Source organism: Pseudomonas sp. B21-047, from assembly GCF_024748775.1.
GTDB classification, from domain to species: Bacteria; Pseudomonadota; Gammaproteobacteria; order Pseudomonadales; family Pseudomonadaceae; genus Aquipseudomonas; species Aquipseudomonas capeferrum.
The window spans coordinates 4,040,582-4,063,559 of sequence record NZ_CP087169.1; the positions used below are offsets into that span (position 1 = coordinate 4,040,582).

22 protein-coding genes are annotated in these 22,978 nt (G+C 61.2%); 2 read left to right on the forward strand and 20 right to left on the reverse strand.

What is annotated here, in order from left to right; genetic code table 11:
- Positions 1-65 precede the first annotated feature (65 nt).
- The 7 genes from lpdA to sdhC form a co-directional block, all read right to left on the reverse strand.
- Entirely contained in the window at positions 66-1,502 is a 1,437-nt protein-coding gene (lpdA, locus tag LOY26_RS18360) for a dihydrolipoyl dehydrogenase (RefSeq protein ID WP_033699271.1), read from the reverse strand.
- Positions 1,503-1,598: 96 nt separating this feature from the next.
- Positions 1,599-2,813 (reverse strand): 2-oxoglutarate dehydrogenase complex dihydrolipoyllysine-residue succinyltransferase, encoded by a 1,215-nt coding sequence (gene odhB, locus LOY26_RS18365; protein ID WP_033699273.1) that lies wholly within the window; start codon positions 2,811-2,813, stop codon positions 1,599-1,601.
- Between the two features lie 42 nt (positions 2,814-2,855).
- Positions 2,856-5,687 carry a 2-oxoglutarate dehydrogenase E1 component gene (locus LOY26_RS18370; protein ID WP_033699274.1) on the reverse strand — a complete coding sequence of 944 codons (2,832 nt, stop codon included), beginning with the start codon at positions 5,685-5,687 and terminating at the stop codon, positions 2,856-2,858.
- Positions 5,688-5,932: 245 nt separating this feature from the next.
- On the reverse strand, positions 5,933-6,637 hold the full coding sequence (locus LOY26_RS18375; RefSeq protein ID WP_033699275.1) for a succinate dehydrogenase iron-sulfur subunit: 705 nt from the start codon (positions 6,635-6,637) through the stop codon (positions 5,933-5,935).
- 11 nt (positions 6,638-6,648) lie between these two features.
- Positions 6,649-8,421: a succinate dehydrogenase flavoprotein subunit gene (gene sdhA, locus LOY26_RS18380; protein WP_027592875.1), complete on the reverse strand. Its 1,773-nt coding sequence runs from the start codon at positions 8,419-8,421 to the stop codon at positions 6,649-6,651.
- Positions 8,422-8,424: 3 nt separating this feature from the next.
- The gene (gene sdhD, locus LOY26_RS18385) at positions 8,425-8,793 is read right to left on the reverse strand and encodes a succinate dehydrogenase, hydrophobic membrane anchor protein (protein WP_027592876.1); all 369 of its coding nucleotides are present in this window, start codon (positions 8,791-8,793) and stop codon (positions 8,425-8,427) included.
- Positions 8,787-9,173 (reverse strand): succinate dehydrogenase, cytochrome b556 subunit, encoded by a 387-nt coding sequence (sdhC, locus tag LOY26_RS18390; RefSeq protein ID WP_077068487.1) that lies wholly within the window; start codon positions 9,171-9,173, stop codon positions 8,787-8,789. The genes sdhD and sdhC overlap by 7 nt, the downstream gene beginning before the upstream one ends.
- A gap of 351 nt (positions 9,174-9,524) precedes the next feature.
- Between sdhC and gltA the strand changes: the two genes are divergently transcribed.
- The gene (gene gltA / locus LOY26_RS18395) at positions 9,525-10,814 is read left to right on the forward strand and encodes a citrate synthase (protein WP_019472041.1); all 1,290 of its coding nucleotides are present in this window, start codon (positions 9,525-9,527) and stop codon (positions 10,812-10,814) included.
- A gap of 73 nt (positions 10,815-10,887) precedes the next feature.
- Here gltA and LOY26_RS18400 read toward each other — a convergent pair whose 3' ends face one another.
- The 9 genes from LOY26_RS18400 to LOY26_RS18440 all read right to left on the reverse strand — a co-directional run bounded on the left by LOY26_RS18400 (position 10,888) and on the right by LOY26_RS18440 (position 17,972).
- Positions 10,888-11,493 (reverse strand): START domain-containing protein, encoded by a 606-nt coding sequence (locus tag LOY26_RS18400; protein ID WP_033699277.1) that lies wholly within the window; start codon positions 11,491-11,493, stop codon positions 10,888-10,890.
- Between the two features lie 33 nt (positions 11,494-11,526).
- On the reverse strand, positions 11,527-11,781 hold the full coding sequence (locus tag LOY26_RS18405; RefSeq protein WP_033699278.1) for a YkgJ family cysteine cluster protein: 255 nt from the start codon (positions 11,779-11,781) through the stop codon (positions 11,527-11,529).
- 130 nt (positions 11,782-11,911) lie between these two features.
- Positions 11,912-12,400: a hypothetical protein gene (locus LOY26_RS18410; protein WP_033699280.1), complete on the reverse strand. Its 489-nt coding sequence runs from the start codon at positions 12,398-12,400 to the stop codon at positions 11,912-11,914.
- Positions 12,401-12,462: 62 nt separating this feature from the next.
- Positions 12,463-13,905 (reverse strand): PLP-dependent aminotransferase family protein, encoded by a 1,443-nt coding sequence (locus LOY26_RS18415; RefSeq protein WP_033699281.1) that lies wholly within the window; start codon positions 13,903-13,905, stop codon positions 12,463-12,465.
- Between the two features lie 305 nt (positions 13,906-14,210).
- Positions 14,211-15,023: an OmpA family protein gene (locus tag LOY26_RS18420; protein WP_033699283.1), complete on the reverse strand. Its 813-nt coding sequence runs from the start codon at positions 15,021-15,023 to the stop codon at positions 14,211-14,213.
- Positions 15,020-15,373 carry a DUF4398 domain-containing protein gene (locus tag LOY26_RS18425; protein ID WP_033699285.1) on the reverse strand — a complete coding sequence of 118 codons (354 nt, stop codon included), beginning with the start codon at positions 15,371-15,373 and terminating at the stop codon, positions 15,020-15,022. The genes LOY26_RS18420 and LOY26_RS18425 overlap by 4 nt, the downstream gene beginning before the upstream one ends.
- Positions 15,374-15,382: 9 nt before the next feature.
- On the reverse strand, positions 15,383-16,204 hold the full coding sequence (locus LOY26_RS18430) for an ABC transporter substrate-binding protein (protein ID WP_033699287.1): 822 nt from the start codon (positions 16,202-16,204) through the stop codon (positions 15,383-15,385).
- A gap of 88 nt (positions 16,205-16,292) precedes the next feature.
- Positions 16,293-17,222: an electron transfer flavoprotein subunit alpha/FixB family protein gene (locus tag LOY26_RS18435; RefSeq protein WP_033699289.1), complete on the reverse strand. Its 930-nt coding sequence runs from the start codon at positions 17,220-17,222 to the stop codon at positions 16,293-16,295.
- A complete protein-coding gene (locus LOY26_RS18440; RefSeq protein WP_033699291.1) occupies positions 17,223-17,972 on the reverse strand; it encodes an electron transfer flavoprotein subunit beta/FixA family protein in 750 nt (249 codons plus the stop codon).
- 538 nt (positions 17,973-18,510) lie between these two features.
- On the opposite strand from LOY26_RS18440, the gene LOY26_RS18445 reads away from it, so the two are divergent.
- The gene (locus LOY26_RS18445; RefSeq protein ID WP_077068488.1) at positions 18,511-20,193 is read left to right on the forward strand and encodes an electron transfer flavoprotein-ubiquinone oxidoreductase; all 1,683 of its coding nucleotides are present in this window, start codon (positions 18,511-18,513) and stop codon (positions 20,191-20,193) included.
- A gap of 69 nt (positions 20,194-20,262) precedes the next feature.
- Here LOY26_RS18445 and LOY26_RS18450 read toward each other — a convergent pair whose 3' ends face one another.
- From LOY26_RS18450 to LOY26_RS18465, 4 genes are all read right to left on the reverse strand, one after another.
- Positions 20,263-20,664, reverse strand: a complete 402-nt coding sequence (locus LOY26_RS18450) for a type II TA system antitoxin MqsA family protein (RefSeq protein WP_033699296.1) — start codon at positions 20,662-20,664, stop codon at positions 20,263-20,265.
- Complete coding sequence (locus LOY26_RS18455; protein ID WP_258713971.1) at positions 20,624-20,962, reverse strand: type II toxin-antitoxin system MqsR family toxin; 339 nt, start codon at positions 20,960-20,962, stop codon at positions 20,624-20,626. Before LOY26_RS18455 ends, LOY26_RS18450 begins: the two co-directional genes overlap by 41 nt.
- A 93-nt stretch (positions 20,963-21,055) precedes the next feature.
- Positions 21,056-22,381, reverse strand: coding sequence for an MFS transporter (locus LOY26_RS18460; RefSeq protein WP_047581286.1), 1,326 nt, complete (start codon positions 22,379-22,381; stop codon positions 21,056-21,058).
- 69 nt (positions 22,382-22,450) lie between these two features.
- A complete protein-coding gene (locus LOY26_RS18465; RefSeq protein ID WP_033699301.1) occupies positions 22,451-22,924 on the reverse strand; it encodes a response regulator in 474 nt (157 codons plus the stop codon).
- Between the last annotated feature and the right edge of the window lie 54 nt (positions 22,925-22,978).

Sequence of the window (22,978 nt, forward strand, 5' to 3'; positions counted from 1 at the left end):
GAACTTTCCGCGGTGAGTCATGCACGCAAGACTCACGACGGGCAGCCCGCCGTGGTTTCTTATAATTAACGCTTCTTACGGTTGGCTACGTGAATGGCGCCGCCATTCACTGCCAGCGCTGCTTCATGCAACGCTTCGGACAGGGTTGGATGGCTGAAGACCATCATGCCCAGATCCTCGGCACTGGTGCCGAATTCCATTGCGATTGCGCCCTGCTGTACCAGCTCGGCAGCGGATGGGCCAATCACGTGCACACCCAGTACGCGGTCGGTCTTGGCATCGGCGATGACCTTGACGAAACCACCGGTGTCGTTGGCCGCCATCGCACGGCCGCTGGCCGCGAACGGGAAGGTGCCTACGTTAACCTCAACACCCTCGGCCTTCAAGGACTGTTCGGTCTTGCCGACCCACGCGATTTCCGGATGGGTGTAGATAACCGATGGGATCAGGTCGTAGTTCATCTGGGCCTTGTGGCCTTTGATGCGCTCGACAACCATGATGCCCTCTTCCGAGGCCTTGTGCGCCAGCATCATGCCGCGAACCACGTCACCGATGGCGAACACGCCCGGAACGCTGGTAGCGCAGTGATCGTCAACGAAGATGTAGCCACGCTCGTCGATGGTCACGCCGCTGTCCGAAGCCAGCAGATCAGTGGTCACTGGACGGCGGCCGACCGCGACGATCAGCTTGTCGAAGGTGATCTTCTGCTCGCCGTTGGCATCGGTGTAGGTGACTTCGACTTCGTTGCCATTGACTTTCGAGCCAGTGACGCGCGCGCCCAGCTTGATGTCCAGGCCTTGCTTGGTCAGGGTCTTCTGGGCTTCTTTCGACACTGCGGTGTCGGCAGCCATCAGGAAGGTGTCCAGGGCTTCCAGGACGGTGACCTGGGCACCCAGGCGCGACCACACCGAACCCAGCTCCAGGCCGATGACGCCGGCGCCGATCACGCCCAGACGCTGTGGCACGGTCTGGAATTCCAGGGCGCCGGTGGAGTCGACGATGACGTTCTGGTCGACCGGAGCCGGCGGAATGTCGATCGGACGCGAACCGGAGGCCAGGATCACGTTCTCGGCTTCGATGATTTCGGTGGTGCCGTCAGCCTTGGTGACTTCGACTTTCTTGCCAGCCAGCAGTTTGCCGTGGCCCTGGATCGAAGTAACGCCATTGGCCTTGAACAGGGTGGCAACGCCGCCGGTCAGGTTCTTGACGATACCCGCCTTGCGGCCGACCATCGCGGCAACGTCCATCTTCACTTCGCCAGTGGAGATACCGTGGACGTTGAAGCTCTCTTTGGCTTCCTTGTACTTCCAGGAGCTGTCCAGCAGCGCCTTGGACGGAATGCAACCTACGTTCAGGCAGGTGCCGCCCAGGGCCAGTTTGCCCTCGGCGTCGGTGTATTTCTCGATACAGGCAGTCTTCAGACCAAGTTGGGCAGCCTTGATGGCAGCCACATAGCCGCCAGGACCTGCACCAATCACCACTACGTCGAATTTCTGGGTCATAAAAGATTCCTTTTTAGCTTCAAGCGGCAAGCTGCAAGCCGCAAGACCAGCAGGCTTCGGCTTGAAGCTTGCGGCTTGCAGCTTACAGCTGCGCGATTAGATGTCCAGCAGCAGGCGAGACGGATCTTCCAGCAGGTTCTTGATGGTGACCAGGAAGGTTACCGCTTCCTTGCCGTCGATCAGGCGGTGATCGTACGACAGCGCCAAGTACATCATTGGGCGGATGACCACTTGGCCGTTGATGGCCATCGGGCGCTGGATGATGTTGTGCATGCCGAGAATAGCAGCCTGCGGCGGGTTGACGATCGGGGTCGACATCATCGAACCGAAGGTGCCACCGTTGGTGATGGTGAAGGTGCCGCCGGTCATCTCTTCGATCGACAGCTTGCCGTCACGGGCCTTCTTGCCAAAGGTGGCGATGCCGTTCTCGATTTCAGCCAGGCTCATCGACTCGGCGTTACGCAGTACTGGAACCACCAGGCCACGGTCGCTGGAGACGGCAACGCCGACGTCGGCGAAGCCGTGGTAGACGATGTCGTTGCCGTCGATCGAGGCGTTGACAGCCGGGAAGCGCTTCAGGGCTTCGGTGGCGGCCTTGACGAAGAACGACATGAAGCCCAGGCGTACGCCGTTGTGGGTCTTCTCGAACAGGTCCTTGTACTTCGAACGCAGGGCCATGACTTCGGTCATGTCGACTTCGTTGAAGGTGGTCAGCATCGCCATGTTGGACTGGGCTTCGACCAGACGCTCGGCAATCTTGGCACGCAGACGGGTCATCGGCACGCGCTTCTCGGTGCGATCACCAGCGGCGGTCACAACCGGGGCAGCAGCGGCAGGCTTGGCAGCCGGTGCAGCGGCAGGGGCCGACTTCTTGTTGGCGACTGCAGCAACCACGTCTTCCTTGGTAACGCGACCGCCTTTGCCGGTGCCGGCAACGGTAGCCAGGTCGATACCGTTTTCTTCGGCCAGCTTGCGCGCGGCAGGCGCGGCAACCGGGTCGTCTTCGCCAGCATCGGCGGCAGCGGCAGCCGGGGCAGCAGCGGCTGGGGCAGCGGCAGGCGCGGCAGCAGCGCCACCTTCAACGATCGAACCCAGCACTTCGTCGGACAGGACGGTGTCGCCCTCGCCCTTGACGATGTCACCCATCACGCCATCGGCGGTGGCCAGGACTTCCAGGACGACTTTGTCGGTCTCGATGTCGACGATCAGCTCGTCACGTTTGACGGCTTCGCCCGGCTTCTTGTGCCAGGTGGCAACGGTGCCATCGGCAACCGATTCCGGGAAGGTTGGGGCTTTGATCTCGATAGCCATTATCTGTGTTTCCTTAAATTCGGTTTCAGGTGCGCGAAGGCGTTAGACAGTGAAGGCGTCTTGCAGCAGTTTTTCCTGCTGTTCGGCGTGCTTCGAAGCGTAACCACAGGCTGGCGCGGCAGAAGCGTCGCGGCCGGCGTATTCCAGGACCAGTGCCTTGTTGTGGCGGCCCAGGATACGGCGCATGTGGTGCTGGCTGCTGTACCAGGCGCCCTGGTTCATCGGTTCTTCCTGACACCAGACGGCATGCTTGAGGTTGGTGTATGGCGCCAGGATTTCGACCAGGTCGTCTTCCGGGAACGGATACAGCTGCTCGATACGCACGATCGCGATGTCTTCACGGCCTTCGGCACGGCGTTTTTCCAGCAGGTCGTAGTAGACCTTGCCGCTGCACAGGACCAGGCGTTCGACCTTGGCCGGATCGAGGTTGTCGATTTCCGGGATCACGGTTTGGAACGAACCTTCTGCCAGGTCTTCCAGGGTCGAGATGGCCAGCTTGTGGCGCAGCAGCGACTTCGGCGTCAGGACGATCAGCGGCTTGCGCAGCGGACGGATGACCTGGCGACGCAGCAGGTGGTAGATCTGTGCCGGGGTAGTCGGTACGCACACCTGGATGTTGTGCTCGGCGCACAGCTGCAGGTAACGCTCCAGACGCGCGGAGGAGTGCTCCGGCCCCTGCCCTTCGTAGCCGTGCGGCAGCAGCATGGTCAGACCGCACAGGCGGCCCCACTTGTGCTCACCGCTGGTGATGAACTGGTCGATCACCACTTGCGCACCGTTGGCGAAGTCGCCGAACTGGGCTTCCCAGATCACCAGCGCGTTCGGCGTGGTGGTCGAGTAGCCGTATTCGAAGGCCAGTACCGCTTCTTCCGAAAGGAAGGAGTCGTACAGGTCGAAGCGCGGCTGGCCCGGGAACAGGTTCTGCAGCGGTACGTAGGTGCTGGCGTCCTTCTGGTTGTGCAACACCGCGTGGCGGTGCGAGAAGGTGCCACGGCCGATGTCCTGGCCGGTCATGCGGATCGGGTGACCTTCGAATTGCAGGGTGGCGTACGCCATGGTCTCTGCGTAACCCCAGTTGATCGGCAAGCCACCGGCCTGCATCTTCTGGCGATCTTCGTAGATCTTCGACACCTGACGCTGGACGACGAAGCCTTCCGGCAGCTCGAGCAGCTTGGCCGACAGGTCCTGCAGGGTCTTGAGGTCGAAACGGGTGTCGTGACGCGCGGTCCAGGCGTGGCCCAGGTACGGACGCCAGTCGACGAACAGCTCGCGGTTCGGCTCCTTGACCAGGCTCTTGACCACGTGCAGGCCGTTGTCCAGGGCGTTGCGGTACTCGTCGATCTTGGCCTGAGCACGCTCGGCGTCGATGCGACCGGCCTGGATCAGTGCCTCGGCATACAGCTCACGGGTGGTGCGCTGTTTGCTGATCTGCTGATACATCAGCGGCTGGGTACCGTTCGGCTCGTCGGCCTCGTTGTGGCCGCGACGGCGGTAGCAGACCAGGTCGACGACCACGTCACGCTTGAACTGCATGCGGTAATCGATGGCCAGCTGGGTCACGAACAGCACGGCTTCCGGGTCATCCCCGTTGACGTGCAGGATCGGCGCCTGAATCATCTTGGCAACGTCGGTGGCGTACTCGGTGGAGCGCGCATCCAGCGGGTTGCTGATGGTGAAGCCGACCTGGTTGTTGATCACGATGTGCACGGTACCGCCGGTCTTGAAACCGCGGGTCTGCGACATCTGGAAGGTTTCCAGGACCACGCCCTGGCCGGCGAATGCCGCATCACCGTGAATCGAGATCGGCAGTACCTTGTCGCCAACGGTGTCGTTGCGACGGTCCTGACGGGCGCGCACCGAACCCTCGACCACTGGCGAGACGATTTCCAGGTGGGACGGGTTGAACGCCATGGCCAGGTGAACTTCGCCACCGGTGGTCATCACGTTCGAAGAGAAGCCCTGGTGATACTTGACGTCACCGGAGCCCAGCTCGTTCATCTTCTTGCCTTCGAACTCGTCGAACAGCTCGCGCGGGTTCTTGCCGAAGGTGTTGACCAGCACGTTCAGACGGCCACGGTGGGCCATGCCGATCACGACTTCCTTGGTGCCGTAGGAGCCGGAGCGCTGGATCATCTCGTCCAGCATCGGGATCAGGCTTTCGCCACCCTCCAGGCCGAAACGCTTGGTGCCCGGATACTTGGTGCCCAGGTACTTCTCAAGCCCTTCACCGGCGGTCACGCGCTCGAGCAGGTGGGCCTGCACGTCAGCGGAAAACTCCGGACGGCCGCGCACGCTTTCGAGACGCTGCTGGAACCAGCTGCGCTGCTCGGAATCGACGATATGGGTGAACTCGGCGCCAATGGTGCGACAATATGTCTTCTGGAGCGCCTCGAAGATCTCGCGTAGGCTCGCTTCCTCTTTGCCGATGAACAGGTCGCCGGCACGGAAGGTCGTATCAAGATCGGCATTGGTCAAGCCGTAGTGATTGATCGACAGGTCTACGGGCGCAGGGCGCTGCCACAACCCCAACGGGTCGAGCTTGGCAGCCTGATGACCGCGCATACGATAGGCCTGGATCAGTCGCAGAACTTCAACCTGCTTCTTCTCGTGTTCACTGCTCACGCTCCCGGCGGATACCGGTTGGGCGCGGCGCTGGTTCTTTGCCAGCAGTACGAAATGGTCGCGGATTGTAGAGTGCGATACATCGGTAGCGGTGCTGCCGTCGGCTGGCAACTTCTGGAAGTAAGTGCGCCACTCTTCTGGCACAGCGTTAGGGTCGTGCAGGTAGAGTTCGTAGAGCTCTTCCACATATGCAGCGTTACCACCTGAAAGGTGGGCGCTTTCCCACATGCGCTGCATCACGCTTTCTTGCATGCTTGGTCACCCTCGGTTAGGGGACGATCGGCGAGAGCCACAGCAAACCTGGAAAAGTCCGAACACAGCGACTGAACCACGCCACTTGGATCCTGCTGATTTTCCGGGTACCAGCCCGGAAAGCCCCTGCTGGTCTCATATCTTCATAGGTAATGAGCGCGGGCTTTGTGGGCCCTTGCTCGAGTTTTACCTCAGTGCGGGCTCACCACCCGCACCTCGGCTTACTGCAGGTACAACTCGATGAATCAGGTGCCGCTTTGCAGCAGCATGTTACGTACGTGACCGATTGCCTTGGTCGGGTTCAGACCTTTCGGGCAAACGTTTACGCAGTTCATGATCCCGCGGCAGCGGAATACGCTGAACGGGTCATCCAGGGACGCCAGGCGCTCCTGAGTCTTGGTGTCACGGCTGTCGGCCAGGAAGCGATAGGCCTGCAGCAAAGCAGCGGGGCCCAGGAACTTGTCCGGGTTCCACCAGAACGATGGGCAGGAAGTCGAGCAGCAAGCGCACAGAATGCACTCGTACAGACCGTCCAGCTTGTCACGCTCTTCTGGCGACTGCAGACGCTCGATAGCCGGAGGCGGCGTATCGTTCTGCAGGAATGGCTTCACCTTCTCGTACTGCTTGTAGAAGATGCTCATGTCGACGACCAGGTCACGAATGACCGGCAGGCCCGGCAGCGGGCGCAGCACCAGCTTGTTGCCCTTGACCACGCCCGACAGCGGGGTGATGCAGGCCAGGCCATTCTTGCCGTTCATGTTCATGCCATCGGAACCGCACACGCCTTCACGGCACGAGCGACGGTACGAGAAACCCTCGTCCTTTTCCTTGATCAGTGCCAGCACGTCCAGAACCATCAGGTCCTTGCCGCCGGTATCGACGTCGAACGACTCCATCTTGGGCGCCGAGTCGGTGTCGGGGTTGTAACGGTAAACTTCGACTTTCAACATAGCAGCCACCCTTAGTAAGTCCGGATTTTTGGCTCGAAGGCCGGTACGGTCTTCGGCGCAAAGTTGACGCCACGCTTGGCAACGCGCTTCTCACCCGGGTAGTACAGGGTGTGGCACAGCCAGTTCTCGTCGTCACGGTCTTCGAAGTCTTCACGGGCGTGAGCGCCGCGCGACTCTTTACGGGCTTCGGCCGCAATGGCGGTAGCTTCGGCAACTTCCAGCAGGTTCTGCAGCTCCAGCGCTTCGATACGCGCGGTGTTGAAGGCCTGGGACTTGTCGTTGATCTTCACGTTGGCGATGCGGTCACGCAGGCCCGCCAGCTGCTCGATACCCTTCTGCATGTATTCGCCAGTACGGAATACACCGAAGTAGTTCTGCATGCAGCTTTGCAGCTCGCGCTTGAGGCTTGCCACGTCTTCGCCAGTGGTGCGCTCGTTGAGCTTGTTCAGGCGGTTCAGGGCAACGTCGACATCGGTATCGCTGGCATCGCGGTACTCGACGCCTTCGGTCAGCGCCTTCTCCAGGTGCAGGCCGGCAGCACGGCCAAACACTACCAGGTCGAGCAGCGAGTTGCCGCCCAGGCGGTTGGCACCGTGGACCGATACGCACGCCACTTCACCTACGGCGAACAGGCCCGGGATGATGTGGTCCTTGCCTTCGGCGTCCATGGTGATGGCCTGGCCATGAATGTTGGTGGCAACACCACCCATCATGTAGTGGCAGGTCGGTACGACCGGCACCGGCGCGACAACCGGGTCGACGTGGGCGAAGGTCTTGGACAGTTCGCAGATACCTGGCAGACGGCTGTGCAGCACTTCCTCGCCCAGGTGGTCCAGCTTCAGCAGTACGTGGTCCTTGTTCGGGCCCACGCCGTTGCCGGCGATGATCTCTTTGACCATGGAACGGGCAACCACGTCGCGGCCGGCCAGGTCTTTCGCGTTCGGCGCGTAACGCTCCATGAAGCGCTCGCCGTGGGCGTTGATCAGGTAGCCACCTTCACCGCGGCAACCCTCGGTGACCAGTACACCGGCGCCGGCGATGCCGGTTGGGTGGAACTGCCACATTTCGATGTCCTGCACCGGCACGCCGGCACGCAGGGCCATGCCGACACCGTCACCGGTGTTGATCAGGGCGTTGGTGGTCGAGGCGTAGATACGGCCCGCACCGCCAGTAGCCAGAACGGTGGCCTTGGACTTGATGTACAGGGTTTCGCCGGTTTCGATGCAGATCGCGATCACACCGACGAACGCGCCGTCCTGGTTCTTCACCAGGTCAACCGCGTAGTACTCGTTCAGGAAGGTGGTGCCCGCTTTCAGGTTGCCCTGATAGAGGGTGTGCAGCAGTGCGTGACCGGTACGGTCGGACGCTGCACAGGTACGAGCAGCCTGGCCGCCTTTGCCGAAGTCCTTGGACTGGCCACCGAACGGACGCTGGTAGATACGGCCGGTTTCGGTGCGCGAGAACGGCAGGCCCATGTGGTCCAGCTCGAAGACCGCAGCCGGGCCTTCCTGACACATGTATTCGATAGCGTCCTGGTCACCGATGTAGTCGGAACCTTTGACGGTATCGTACATGTGCCAGCGCCAGTCGTCGTTCGGGTCGGCCGAAGCGATGGCGCAGGTGATGCCGCCCTGGGCGGATACAGTGTGCGAACGGGTCGGGAAGACCTTGGTGACCACGGCAGTCTTGTGACCGCCCTGTGCCAGCTGCAGCGCTGCGCGCATGCCGGCGCCGCCGCCACCAATGATGATGGCGTCGAAGGAAATAGTAGGAATGCTAGCCATGGATCAGATACCCCAGAGAATCTGCACACCCCAGACGAAGTAAGCGAACATCGCAACGCCGCATACCGCCTGGAACAGGAAACGAATCGCAGTTGCCGACTTGCCGAACGCCATCGGCGTCAGGTAGTCGGTGGCAATGGTCCACATGCCGACCCAGGCGTGAGCGCCCAGGGCAACGAGGGCCAGCAGACTGAAGATCCGCATCGCGTTGTTGGAGAACAGACCGTGCCACTGGGCATAGTCGATACCTGGGTGGGCTACGACGTAACCGATCAGGAAGAGGAAGTAAGCCGCGAGAACGACCGCAGAGACGCGCTGTGCCATCCAGTCATAGAGGCCCGAACGCGACAGGTTCGTGACATTGGTTACCATACCCAAACTCCCACCAGAACGATCACCACCACGGAGATGACAATCACGATTTTCGAGCCCAGCTTGCCGCCTTCCAGCGTCTCACCGATGCCCATGTCCATGATCAGGTGGCGTACACCTGCCACCAGGTGATACAGCAGGGCGGACAGCAGGGCCCAGGTCACCAGTTTGGCCAGCGGACTGGTCAGACACGCCTTCACCTCACCGAAGCCTTCCTCGGAACCCAGGGACTTGCCCAATGCATAAAGCATGATGGCCAGGCCGAGGAACAGGATGACGCCGGAGATACGGTGCAGAATGGACGTGTACGCGGTGATCGGGAGCTTGATGGTCCTTAGGTCTAGGTTTACAGGTCGTTGGCTTTTCACGGCTTTTTTCACACTGAAGAGCCCCTAGCGAACAGGGCAAAGTTGTTGGTAAGTGTACTGGTCAGGTACCCACCACCCAGGGAACGGCGACCCCCAGCAGTTCGGGCTTGCAAGCCCCTGGCGGTCGGGTGCCGAGTATAGACAGTTAGGCTGCTTATGACAACGTGATGGGGTAGCCCAAATAGCGCATTGCCTTTAGCCAGCAAAAGGCGTAAATGGGCGACAATTTCGAGAAAAATCAGGCCTCGAAGCCCGTTTCAACCAGCCTTTAGGCAAATTGACATCTGAATTTATCCCTCTATAGTGGTGCGGGCCCTGCGTGGGGGGTCTGTCTGATGATTTCAAGCATTAATAGGAGGCCACATGGCTGACAAAAAAGCGCAGTTGGTCATCGAGGGCGCTGCCCCCGTCGAGCTGCCCATTTTAACCGGCACCGTTGGTCCTGATGTAATCGACGTCCGCGGGTTGGGGGCCACAGGTCACTTCACCTTCGACCCTGGTTTCATGGCGACCGCCTCGTGCGAGTCGAAGATCACCTACATCGACGGCGACAAGGGTATTCTGCTGCACCGCGGCTACCCGATCGAACAGCTCGCCGAGCAGTCGGACTACCTCGAAACCTGCTACCTGCTGCTCAACGGCGAATTGCCGAATGCCGAGCAGAAGGCTCAGTTCGTCAGCACCGTGAAGAACCACACCATGGTTCACGAGCAGCTGAAGTCCTTCTTCAACGGTTTCCGCCGCGACGCTCACCCGATGGCGGTGATGTGCGGCGTGGTCGGCGCCCTGTCGGCGTTCTACCACGACTCCCTGGACATCAATAACCCGCAACACCGCGAAATCTCCGCGGTGCGCCTGGTCGCCAAAATGCCGACCCTGGCCGCGATGGTTTACAAGTACTCCATGGGCCAGCCGATGATGTACCCGCGCAACGACCTGTCGTACGCGGAAAACTTCCTGCACATGATGTTCAACACCCCGTGCGAGATCAAACCGATCAGCCCGGTGCTGGCCAAGGCAATGGACCGGATCTTCATCCTCCACGCCGACCACGAGCAGAACGCCTCCACCTCCACCGTGCGCCTGGCCGGCTCGTCGGGCGCCAACCCGTTCGCCTGTATCGCCGCCGGTATCGCTGCACTGTGGGGCCCTGCCCACGGCGGTGCGAACGAAGCCGTACTGACCATGCTCGATGAAATCGGCGATGTCTCGAACATCGACACCTTCATCGCCAAGGCCAAGGACAAGAACGACCCGTTCAAGCTCATGGGCTTCGGTCACCGCGTGTACAAGAACCGCGACCCGCGCGCCACCGTGATGAAGCAGACCTGCGACGAAGTCCTGCGCGAGCTGGGCATCAAGAACGACCCGCAGCTGGAACTGGCCATGCGCCTGGAAGAGATCGCCCTGACCGATCCGTACTTCATCGAGCGCTCGCTGTACCCGAACGTCGACTTCTACTCGGGGATCATCCTCAAGGCGATCGGCATTCCGACCAGCATGTTCACCGTGATCTTCGCCCTGGCACGTACTGTAGGCTGGATCTCGCACTGGAAAGAAATGCTCTCCAGCCCGTACAAGATTGGCCGCCCGCGCCAGCTGTACACCGGCGAGCAGAAGCGCGACATCGCTGCACTGAAAGACCGCAAGTAAGCTCATCGAGCCGAACGCAAAAAGGCTGCCCTCGGGCAGCCTTTTTTATTGCCTAGCAGGCAACCCGACTCATTCAGTTTTTCTCGGCCCGCTCACGCAACCCTTTCAGGGTATTGAACGGCGCATCGACCACGAATTTGTTGGCCACCATCGCCGGCACACTGCCACCCGGCTCGGTGTGCACCTGATAGGTCACTTCCGTGCTGTCCCCCTTGGGTACCAACTTCCAGAAGCCCTCGACCTTCGCCACTCGCACAAAGCCCTTCTCTTCCGGGATATAGGTCGGCTCTTCCTTCAGGTTGCGCGTCAGACTGCCATCCGCACCCTTGACCGTGGTGACATGCAGCACCGAATCGCGCGGCGTCACCGGCCAGGGCGTATTGAACTGGGTGTAGGTCCAGCTCTGGTCGCCTTCGTGCTTGAGCAGCTTCTGCGACTTGCACTCGTGAATCCAGGCACAAGCCCCGACCACGTCTTCTTGCAGCGCCTGGACCTTGGCCAGTGGCGCCTTGATCACGGTGACACCGCGATAGGCCTTGTACTTGGAGCCCGCCACTTCACTGAGGGAGACCTTGATGCCCTCCTCGTCCTTGGCCACCTGCCAGTTCTCGGCCCAGGCGGCGGGCGCCAGCAACACACCCATGCCACACAGCAGTGCAATACGCTTGAACGATCTCATCATCTTTATCCTTGTTGTCGAAGATCCAGCCTGTCACGCCGCCGTCATCTGCTCCCACCAGCCGAGAATCCTGATTGCCTCATCGCGATCACTGCCGCACACCTCGACATCCGCCTTGAAACCGCCGCACACCGCCGGGCGTTCGGGCTTGCCGAACAGGTCGCAGAGGTTGTCGACAGTCAGGTGCAGGCAGCGTTCACCGGCCGGCTTGCCATGCGGCATGCGCGGCATGGCAGAGCTTATGGACGGGGCGATGCAGCAGGCACCACACCCCTCACGGCAATTCATGGCTACTCATCAAAATCAGGTCTCTGTGGAGCAAAATGGGACGAACGTCCCCGGATAGTAACCGCTCAAACGTGCGTTTGAAATTGCTGGCCCGATGAAATCTGCCGTGACCCGGCAGTCAGTTCACTGGCTACTGGCGGTACTCGAATTCGATCGCTGCCCCTTCAACATCGCGGCGGCTTTCATTGCGCAACTGCAGTTGCATTTCATTGCTGATCAATCGGCCATTGAGCTGGAACGGGCTTTCATCGCCCTGGGGTTTTTCGGTAAACATTGCGGGCAGCAAAGGTTTGCGCCGTGTGGCCGAACTGCCGACATTCGGCTCAAGGTCATTGACCATTTCGACAGGCAGGCTCAGGTCGAGCTTGGGCTGGGGCAGCGGCTTGGCCACCGCCTTGCTGACCGGCTTGCGCGCAGACTTTGGCTTTGGCTTTGGCTTTGGCTTGGGCTTGGCCTTGCTGACAGCCTGCTTCGACACAGGCTTGGCAGGGGCCTTCTGCGCAGGCTTGGCCTGGCGAGCCTGTGCCTCGGCGGCAGGCTGAGCAGCCTGCGCCACTGCGCCAAAGTGGCAGAGCGGCACGAGGCAAAAACTAAGGGCGATACAGCGCAACAGTTTCATGGACATCGACAGTCAGGCTGGAAAAATGCATATGCTCCCTGTTCCGCCTGCGCCTGGCAAGCCTACAAAAGTGAACCCGTAGGCTCTCTGCACAATTGCTGAGCCAAAAGGCCAAGGGTGATCACCGCCCGCTCGGCCTCTTTATTCCACGGAATCCCGCAGTTAAGCCGGATGCAGTGGTTGAACTGCTCAGTGTTACTGAAGATCAACCCGGGCGCGATACTGATACCCTGCTCCAGCGCCCGCACATGCAAGTCCTGGGTATTGACCCGCCCCGGCAGGCTCACCCAAAGGATGAAGCCACCGGTAGGCCGGGTCATCTGGGTGCCTTCAGGGAAGTGCTGTTGCACCGCCAACTGGTAGGCACTGAGGTTCTTGCGGTACTCCTGGCGGATGTAGCGCAGATGGCGGTCATAGCCGCCGTTCTCCAGATAGGCGGCCACCCCCATCTGCGTCACGCTGCACGCCGAATGGGTGGTGAACGTCTGCAGCCGCTGGATTTCATCCTGGTAGCGCCCCGCCACCATCCAGCCGACCCGCACACCCGGTGACAACGTCTTGGAAAAACTCGAGCAGTAGATCACCCGGTCGAGCCGATCGAATGCCTTGAGCGCCTTGGTCTTGCCCTGCTCGAACATCAGCTCGCCATAGATGTCGTCTTCGACGATCTGGATATCGAAGTCCGAGGCCAGGCGTAGCAACTGCTTCTGGCGTTCTTCAGGGATGGTGCCACCCAACGGGTTGCTCAGGCGCGAGGTCAGTACCAGCGCCTTGATCGACCACTGGTTGGCGGCCAACTGCAAGGCCTCGAGGCTGATGCCCGTAGACGGGTCGCTGGGGATCTCGATCACCTTCAGGCCAAGCAAATCGGCCAACTGCAGCAGGCCGTAGTAGGTCGGGGACTCGGCGGCGATCAGGTCGCCTGGACGAGTCAGCACCCGCAGCGACATCTGCAGCGCATCGACACAGCCATGGGTCACGATGACTTCACGCGGGTCTACCAACACGCCGGCATCGCGCATGCGAATGGCAATCTGCCGGCGCAACGGCTCAAAGCCCGGGCTGAACATGTAACTGAACGCGCGCGGGCTGTGAAAGCGAGTCACCTTGGCAATCTGCTGATGCAGGGCGCGCACCGGCAGGTAGTCCACATGGGGCACCGCTGCGCCGAACGGAAATACGCCATCGCGGCGCGCCTCGGTCAATACCTGCTGGATGATACTTGCCCGGGTCACTAGGCCCGGGCGCTCCACCCGGGCGATATCCGGCGTTTGCGCAGTGAGGGCCGGGGTCTGGTGAACGTAATAACCCGACTGCGGGCGCGCGCGGATCAGCCCCTGGTCTTCGAGATTGGCATAGGCCTGCAGCACCGTGGCGTGGCTGACATTGAGCTGGGCGCTCATCTTGCGCACCGACGGCACGCGCTCGCCTGGCTGGTAGACACCGCGACGGATGTCATCGGCCAGTTGCTGGGCGATACGCTGATATAGCAGCAGGTTAGTCATGGCGATATCTCGACGCGCGGACGGGCTCGTTATTCTTGTGCGACACACTGACGGCAGAGAATACCGTAACAGTTGCGAAGTGTACGGGGACAGATTGCAGAATAGCCAACAATACAGTTGCGTGACAGCACCCGGCCAATTTCCCAGGATTGCGTGCTTGGTTGTAGGAGCGGCCTTGCGTCGCGAAAGGGCCGCAGCGCGGCCCCAGCGCTTTATGTGTCAGCGCAAAATCCGGAGCCTGCTTCGCCCCCCCCTTTTCGCGACGCAAGGCCGCGCCTACAACTGTTCGTCGATCGTTGAAGGGATCAACGCGCCGGCGCGAGCTTGCCCTTGTCATCAGAGAAGACGATCTCGACCCGGCGATTCTGCGCCCTGCCCCGCTCCGACGCGTTGGCCTCGATCGGGTACTGGTCACCGTAGCCTTCAACCTGCAGACGCTTCTCGTCGATACCCAGGTCCGCCAGCATGTCGGCCACTGCCTGCGCGCGATCACGCGAAAGCTTCAGGTTGTCTTCCGGCGCACCGGTGCTGTCGGTATACCCCTCGATTCGCACCACCCGGCGCGGATTGAGTTGAAGGAACTGCACCAGCTTGAGCACGGTGCGGCTGGCCGAGTTTTTAAGGTCGGCACGCCCGGTGTCGAACAGCACGTCACCCAGGGTCATCACCAGGCCACGGTCCGTCTGCTCCGAAGCCAGCGCGGCAATCTGCGATTCGACCCACTTGCCTTGCTGCTGGACGCTGGCCAGCTTCGCCTCACGCAGCGCCAGCTGCAGACGCTGACGCTCAAGGTCGAGCTTGGCCAGGCGCTCCTGGTTCAGCGCGAGCTTGGCGTGCTCGCTGGCGATTTCGCTGTAGCGCTGACTCAGGTAGGCGTAATGGCGTACATCGGTGCCGGTGCCGATATAACTGGAAAGGCGCTCGGCCCGCGCCAGTGATTCACCTGCGCGGATCACGTCGCGGGGTGCGCTGCGCAGCACGTCGGAATCGTCCTTGACCTTCTGGAAGGTTGCACTGGCCTCATCCAGTGCCGCCTCGCTGCGCTGGCTGGCGCAACCCTGCAAGCCTGCGGTCAACGCCAGCAACACCAGCGCGGCCATGGGTGTAGAACGCATCATGGCTGCACCTCCAGCTGTTTGCGCAGGCGCTTGACCCGCGACTGCAGCAGTTGCAGCTGCTCTTCACTCTTCTGGTTCAACACCTGCGCCTCGGCAAGGCGCGCATCCAGCTCAGCCTGCTCGGCACGCATGCGCGCATCGCGAAAGTCTTCGGTGAGCATGTTGGTCTTGGCCCGGGCAAGCTTGTCTTCGGCCAGCTTCAGCGCTTCGACCTGGTCGGTGGCGCCGACAGCCTTGGCCTGTTCCAGCGCCTGCTCGGAAATGCGCAGTTGCTCGTTCGGCGCCGGGTCGTTGGCGCAACCCGCCAGGCCGAGCACGGCCAGAGCAAGGATCAGTGGTTGGATTCTCACGCAATCTTCCTAGTGTTTGGGGGCGTCCAGCGGCACCTGCATCTGCGCCTTCCAGCGCTCGACATTACGTTGCAGCACAGCCTCGGACGCACCGGAGATCGGCAATTCTGTCAGTTTTTTCGCCAATTGCCCACGCAGCCAGCTGTCATTGCATGCCGAGTTGTGTGACACGGCCAGGTACAACCCAGGGCGATCTACCGGCAGGCCGCGGGCAATCAGGTCGTTGCTCATGCCCAGGCTCTGGATCATGGCCATGCCGGAGTAGCGCCCGGCAAGCACATAGTCCACCTGCCCCAGCACTAGCTTCTGGAACGCCTGGGTCAGGTTCTGCGCCGGCTGCAACTTCAGGTGCGCTTTGGCAAAGGCTTCAAAGGCGGGGGTCAGACGTGCACGCTCGGACAAGCTGCCCTGGTAGTTGGCCAGATCCGCCGGGCCATTGAAGGCCAGCTCAGCGTCATGACGGGTCCAGACCAGGTATTCGTTCAACTGCAAAGGTGGGTGGATATAGTCCAGCGCCGTCAGTTGCCCGACCTGCAGCGGGGTATCGAGCAGCAGGTCCATACGCCCGCTGCGAACCTCCTCAAGGGCCTGGTCGCGCCGACCGGCACTCAGCACGTCCACCTTGACCCCCAGCTCGCTGGCCACCTGCTGCAACAGCTCGACATTGGCGCCAATCAGGTGCTTTGGGTCCTTCGGGTCCTGCCAGGAGTAGGGAGGCGCATCAGGGCTGCCGGTCGCCACCAGGCGCTCGCACTTGCCTGCTGCCATTGTCGCCGACGACAGCAACGCCGCCATGCACGCCAGCACCCCGCCTGCTTTGCCAAACCTCATGCTCACTCCTGGCTGTGACACTGAAATCCATAAAAAAACCCGGCCCTCAGTACGAGGGCCGGGCTTCTTTATAAGTGAAGCAGGCGGATCAGACCAGCTTTTCCAGCTCCGGAACCGCTTCGAACAGGTCAGCGACCAGGCCGTAATCGGCAACCTGGAAGATCGGCGCTTCTTCGTCCTTGTTGATCGCAACGATCACTTTGGAGTCTTTCATGCCCGCCAGGTGCTGGATCGCGCCGGAGATACCGACGGCGATGTACAGCTGCGGTGCGACGATCTTGCCGGTCTGGCCGACCTGCATGTCGTTGGGCACAAAACCTGCGTCGACCGCAGCGCGCGAGGCGCCCACAGCAGCGCCGAGCTTGTCGGCGAGGCTGTACAGGTGCTTGAAGTTGTCGCCGTTGCCCATGCCACGGCCGCCGGAAACGACGATCTTGGCTGCAGTCAGCTCTGGGCGGTCGGACTTGGCCAGCTCTTCACCCACGAAGGACGACTTGCCAGCGTCATGGGCGGCAGCGACGGTTTCAACCGAGGCAGAACCGCCTTCGGCCGCGACTGCGTCGAAACCGGTGGTACGCACGGTGATGACCTTGACCGCAGCGCTGGATTGCACAGTGGCAATGGCGTTACCGGCGTAGATCGGGCGCTTGAAGGTGTCGGCCGATTCGACCGCGATGATCTCGGAGATCTGGTCGACGTCCAGCAGTGCGGCAACGCGCGGCAGGATGTTCTTGCCGTTGGTGGTGGCCGGGGCCAGCACGTGGCTATAGCCCTTGGCCAGCTCGACGATCAGCGGCGCTGCGTTTTCAGGCAGCAGATGGGCATAGGCGGCGTTGTCAGCCACCAGCACCTTGGCAACACCGGCGATCTTGGCAGCGGCTTCGGCGACACCACCGACGTTCTGGCCTGCGACCAGCACGTGCACATCACCACCGATTTTGGCGGCAGCGGCGACAGTGTTCAGGGTGGCCGGGGCCACGGCGCCGTTTTCGTATTCAGCGATAACCAGGATAGTCATTTAGATTACCTTCGCCTCGTTCTTCAGTTTCTCGACCAGTTCTGCCACCGACTTGACCTTGATACCCGCGCTGCGTGCAGCAGGCGCTTCGACCTTGAGGGTCTTGTTGGTGGAGGCCAGGGAAACGCCCAGCGCGTCTGGCGTGACGGTTTCCAGCGGCTTTTTCTTGGCCTTCATGATGTTCGGCAGCGACGCGTAGCGCGGCTCGTTCAGGCGCAGGTCGGTGGTGACGATCGCTGGCAGGTTCAGCGATACGGTCTGCAGGCCGCCATCGATTTCACGGGTGACGTTCAGTTTGTCGCCAGCGACTTCCACCTTGGAGGCGAAGGTACCCTGGGCGTAACCGGTCAGCGCGGCCAGCATCTGGCCGGTCTGGTTGTTGTCGCTGTCGATGGCCTGCTTGCCGAGGATGACCAGCTGTGGCTGCTCTTTGTCGACGATAGCCTTGAGCGCCTTGGCCACGGCCAGGGAGTTCAGTTCGTCAGCGGCTTCTACCAGGATGGCGCGATCGGCACCCAGGGCCAGGGCGGTACGCAGTTGCTCCTGGGCAGTGGTCGGGCCGACGGAAACCACGACGATCTCGGTCGCAATACCCTTTTCTTTCAGGCGTACGGCTTCCTCAACGGCGATTTCGCAGAAGGGGTTCATGGACATCTTGACGTTTGCAAGGTCGACGCCGGAGTTGTCCGCTTTGACGCGAACCTTGACGTTGTAGTCGACCACTCGTTTGACAGCTACAAGAACCTTCATGGATTCCTCGTTACTCTCCGGTGAATAGAAAGTCGCCTGGGGACATGCCCGGCGATGCGCGTGGGTACAAGGGCACCTCTAAAAACGTACCGGGTAGAGCAAACTTCAAGGTGACCGAGCAGTCTTGTCATGACGCTTGCGGCAAATACCCGCGGGTCATTTTCTGTGGTGGCGTGTAAACTCCACTACAAACCGTGAATTGGCCGCAAAGCCTTACTCCACACCTGGTTTTTAGAGGTGTACCTGCGCCCGGCGACAAGCCTACGGCGAACGTAAAACCGCTCGTATCTTGACCGCAACACCCAATCCGGTCAATACGGCAAATCGGTCACCCTCCAGCCGCACTCCTGTGATTTTACTGGCCTGCGGCAAATTCAAACAAACGTTTGTATTGGACCCGCCAAGTGGTGTAGATATAATGCGCGGCCAAGACAAAACGGTGTAGTCCATCCTCTGCGCTGCTACAGCTCCGCGCCCGTGAAGCGCGGTGCGCATGATCACCCCACACCCATAAGACCAAGCAACAGCACGAGCCTTGATGAGTAGGAGAGAACCAGTGGAACGCGAATACATGGAATTCGACGTGGTCATCGTCGGCGCCGGCCCGGCGGGGCTGTCCGCCGCCTGCCGCCTGAAGCAGAAGGCCGCCGAAGCCGGTAGCGAGATCAGCGTCTGCGTGGTCGAGAAAGGCTCTGAAGTCGGTGCCCACATCCTCTCCGGCGCGGTATTCGAACCGCGCGCACTGAACGAGTTGTTCCCCGACTGGAAAGAACTCGGCGCACCGCTCAACACTGCGGTAAAGCGCGACGACATCTACGTGCTCAAGGATGGCGGCAGCTCGATCAAGGTCCCGGACCTGTTCGTGCCCAAGACCATGCACAACGAGGGCAACTACATCATCTCGCTGGGCAACCTGTGCCGCTGGCTGGCCCAGCAGGCCGAGAACCTGGGCGTGGAGATCTACCCAGGTTTCGCTGCCCAGGAAGCGCTATTCGATGAAAACGGCGTGGTGCGCGGTATCGTCACCGGCGACCTGGGTGTCGACCGCGAAGGCAACCCGAAAGACGGCCTGTACACCCCTGGCATGGAACTGCGCGCCAAGTACACGCTGTTCGCCGAAGGCTGCCGTGGGCACATCGGCAAGCAGCTGATCAAGCGCTTCAACCTCGACAGTGAATCCGACGTCCAGCATTACGGCATCGGCCTCAAGGAAATCTGGGAAATCGACCCGAGCAAGCACGAACAGGGCCTGGTGGTACACACTGCCGGCTGGCCGCTGGACGTGGTGAGCACCGAGAACACCGGTGGCTCGTTCCTGTATCACCTGGAAAACAACCAGGTGGTGGTCGGCCTGATCGTCGACCTGTCCTACGCCAACCCGTACCTGTCGCCGTTCGACGAGTTCCAGCGCCTCAAGCACCACCCGGTGATCAGCCAGTACCTCGAAGGCGGCAAGCGCATCAGCTACGGCGCCCGCGCCCTGGCCAAGGGCGGGATCAACTCGCTGCCGAAGATGGTCTTCAACGGTGGCGCGCTGATCGGTTGCGACTTGGGCACCATGAACGTGGCCAAGATCAAGGGCAGCCACACGGCGATGAAGTCTGGCATGCTCGCCGCCGACGCAGTGGCCGACGCATTGATTGCCGGCAGCGAGGGTGGCGACGCACTCACTACCTATGTCGACGCCTTCAAGGCCAGCTGGCTGCATGAAGAGCTGTTCGCCAGCCGCAACTTCGGCCCGGCCATGCACAAGTTCGGCCCGTTGTTCGGCGCAGCCTTCAACTATGTCGACCAGAACTGGTTCGGCGGCAAGCTGCCGTTCACCTTGCACGACACCAAGCCGGACTACGCCTGCCTCAAGCTCGCGGCCGATTCGAAAAAAATCGACTACCCGAAACCAGACGGCAAGCTCAGCTTCGACAAGCTCAGCTCGGTATTCCTCTCCAGCACCAACCATGAAGAGGAACAACCCTGCCACCTGAAGCTGACCGACCCGAACGTGCCGATCGCCAGCAACCTGCCGCTGTACGACGAACCGGCCCAACGCTACTGCCCGGCCGGCGTGTACGAAGTGGTCAGCCAGGAAGACGGCAGCAAGCGCTTCCAGATCAACGCGCAGAACTGCGTGCACTGCAAGACCTGCGACATCAAGGACCCGGCCCAGAACATCACCTGGGTTACCCCTGAAGGCGCCGGCGGGCCGAACTACCCGAACATGTAAGGCCATGCCCCTGCAGCAACAAAAGCCCCTGCCTCCGTGGAGTCAGGGGCTTTTTGTTGCCTGCTCGCATCAGGCTGTACGCACTTCCTCGAACAGTTCGGGGTGGCGATCCAGTAGCTTCAGCAGCTTTACCAGCGCCACGGGTGGCGTGGTCTTGCCATTTTCATAACGGGAGAACGCATTGACCCCGCCACCAAAAATTTCCCCCGCTTGCCGCTGATCGAGGTCGAACTTCCTGCGTATGGAGGCAATGAAAGAAGGGTCCACTACAGTTGCATTGACTTGGCGCTCGAATGCCGTCATCAGATCGCTGACACGCATGGCTTGATCATGGCTCAGCACGCACTCACCGCATGCGGAACAATAATCGCCACTTACGTCCGGGATCAGGGTCGTCTCTCCCTTGTAGCGATAAGGCATGCCCTGAGTGTCAGGTGCAAGCTCGGCACCCCCGCAAATTGGACATCTCATGATTACAACTCCTTGAAGGCACGATAAGCACGTCGTTGACCACGGACACTTTCAGGTAAACGTAGCCAAAAGCTGTAAACGGGCGGTATACGTCCTGCCAAACCCGGTGATCAATATGGCTGGTCATGCTTTTGTAGAAATCAGTGCGCTTCAAGCTAGTGATTACCTCAAGCATTCCCGGAAAATCCATTCCTAGCGCCTTAGCATCTCTTAATGCAGTGCCCGTAGGGCTGACGCGCCTTGCCGCAGTCAGGGCTTTTATCCGCTCCAGCGGGCAATGAGGCGTTCTCTTTTCCATGAGAAATTAACCTTCCAGGTTAAATTTGGCTAATAGGTTATTCCAATAGCCCCCACCTGGAAGTCTGCCCCCCCCCCACCTGCCTCTAATGCCTCATTTGTCACCACACATGATCGGCATCCGCTCCGCCGCAAACGCCAAAGGCTCACGACGCCCGAAATACAGGGCCGTGAGCAGCCCCACCGCGCCCATGATCAGACAAAAGCCGACACACACCCACGGGCTCCACGGCATCAGAGCGATCAGCGCCAAGGGCGTGGTACTCGCCCACAGGGCATAGGCAATGTTGTAGGTGAAGGAGATGCCCGAAACCCGGATCTGCGCCGGGAACAGCCCGACCATCACCGACGGCACCACGCCCACCACGCCGCAGCACAGCCCCGCCAGCGCATAGGCCAGCCAGGTCATGCCCCACTGCCCCACCAGGCTCGCATACAACGCCCCGATACCCAGCGGCAGCAGCAGGCTGTAGATCATCAGCGCACGCCAGGCGCCCAGGCGATCGACCAGCAGCCCGGCCAGCACACAGCCGATATTCAGGAACACGATACCTACACTGCTCAAGGCAAAGGTGTGCGCAGCGGTCATGCCGAAGCGCTGCTGCATCACCGTCGGCGTGATCACCACCAACACCACCACTGCCGACGTCAGCACGCAGGTCAGCAGCGCTGCCGGGAGCAACGCCCCACGATGCTCGCCCAGCACCCGCCGCAGGGGGAACGCCACGGGTTGTTCCTTACGCTCGCGCAAGGCCATGAACACCGGTGTTTCACTTAGCCAGCGGCGCAACCACACGCCGATCACACCAAATACCCCCCCGAGCAGGAAGGGGTAACGCCAGGCGTAATCGAGAATTTCCTGCGCGGTAAACGCCTGGGCCAACAAGGTCGCGGTCAGCGCCCCCAGCAGGTAGCCAAAGGTCAACCCGGCTTGCAGGAAACCCAAGGCATAACCGCGCCGACCTTGCGGCGCGTGCTCGGCAACGAACGTCCAGGCACTTGGCACCTCCCCGCCGACCGCAGCCCCCTGCAGAATGCGCAGTGCCAGCAAAATCAGTGGCGCCGCGTAGCCGATGTCGGCATAGGTTGGCATCACGCCGATCAGCAGGCACGGCAGGGCCATCATCAGGATGCTCAGGCTGAACACCCGCTTGCGCCCCAAGTGATCGGCGAAATGCGCCATGACGATGCCCCCCAGCGGCCGCGCCAGGTAGCCCGTCACGAAGATTCCGAAGCTTTGCAGCAGGCGCAGCCATTCGGGCATTTCGGGCGGGAAGAACAACTTGCTCAGGGTCAGGGCGAAGAACACGAAGATGATGAAATCGTAGATTTCCAGCGCGCCACCCAGCGCCGCCAGGCCCAGGGTCCGGTGGTCGCCACGGCTGAACCGGGGCGGGCGAGCGGTATCGATGGCAGTCATGGCAGGGTCCGCAGATCGGCAAAGGGCAAGAGGATAGCAAATACCTGCCTTGCCCTGCCCGCCTTGGCGCTAGCGGCTGAACACCGTCTGCGCGAAGTTCACCCGCGGGCGCAGCGTGCTGGCCGGAGCTGCCACAGGCAGTGGCAGCTTGCCGACCAGCAGCGGCGCGTCGATGATCGCCATGAACGACTCGAGCGCCTCGTTATCCGGCGCCTGCGGCAGGCTCAGGCTGACGGACTGGCGTTCGGTCTGCGGCACGGCGGGCACTTTCAACTGCGAGGAGTGATAAAGCAGCGCATGCTGGATCTGCGTGCTGACCCGGCAGAAGCGCGCCAGGTCGACGCCAACATGGCTGGCCAGCTCGATGTTGCCCAACAGCAGGTGAAAGGGCTGCAAGGCACACTGCACCAGGCGCTGCAGCTCCTCGAAGCTGTCCACGGGTGCAATCCGGTAATAGCCAAGGCCATTGAGCAGTTTCTCCAGCTGCAAACGCTGGCAAGGATGCTCGTCGGCGATGAGGATGCGCAGGGTCTTGTTTGCCATTGTCGGACCTGGGCAGTAGGTAAAAAGGGACACTCCCTGACCATACTGCGCCAG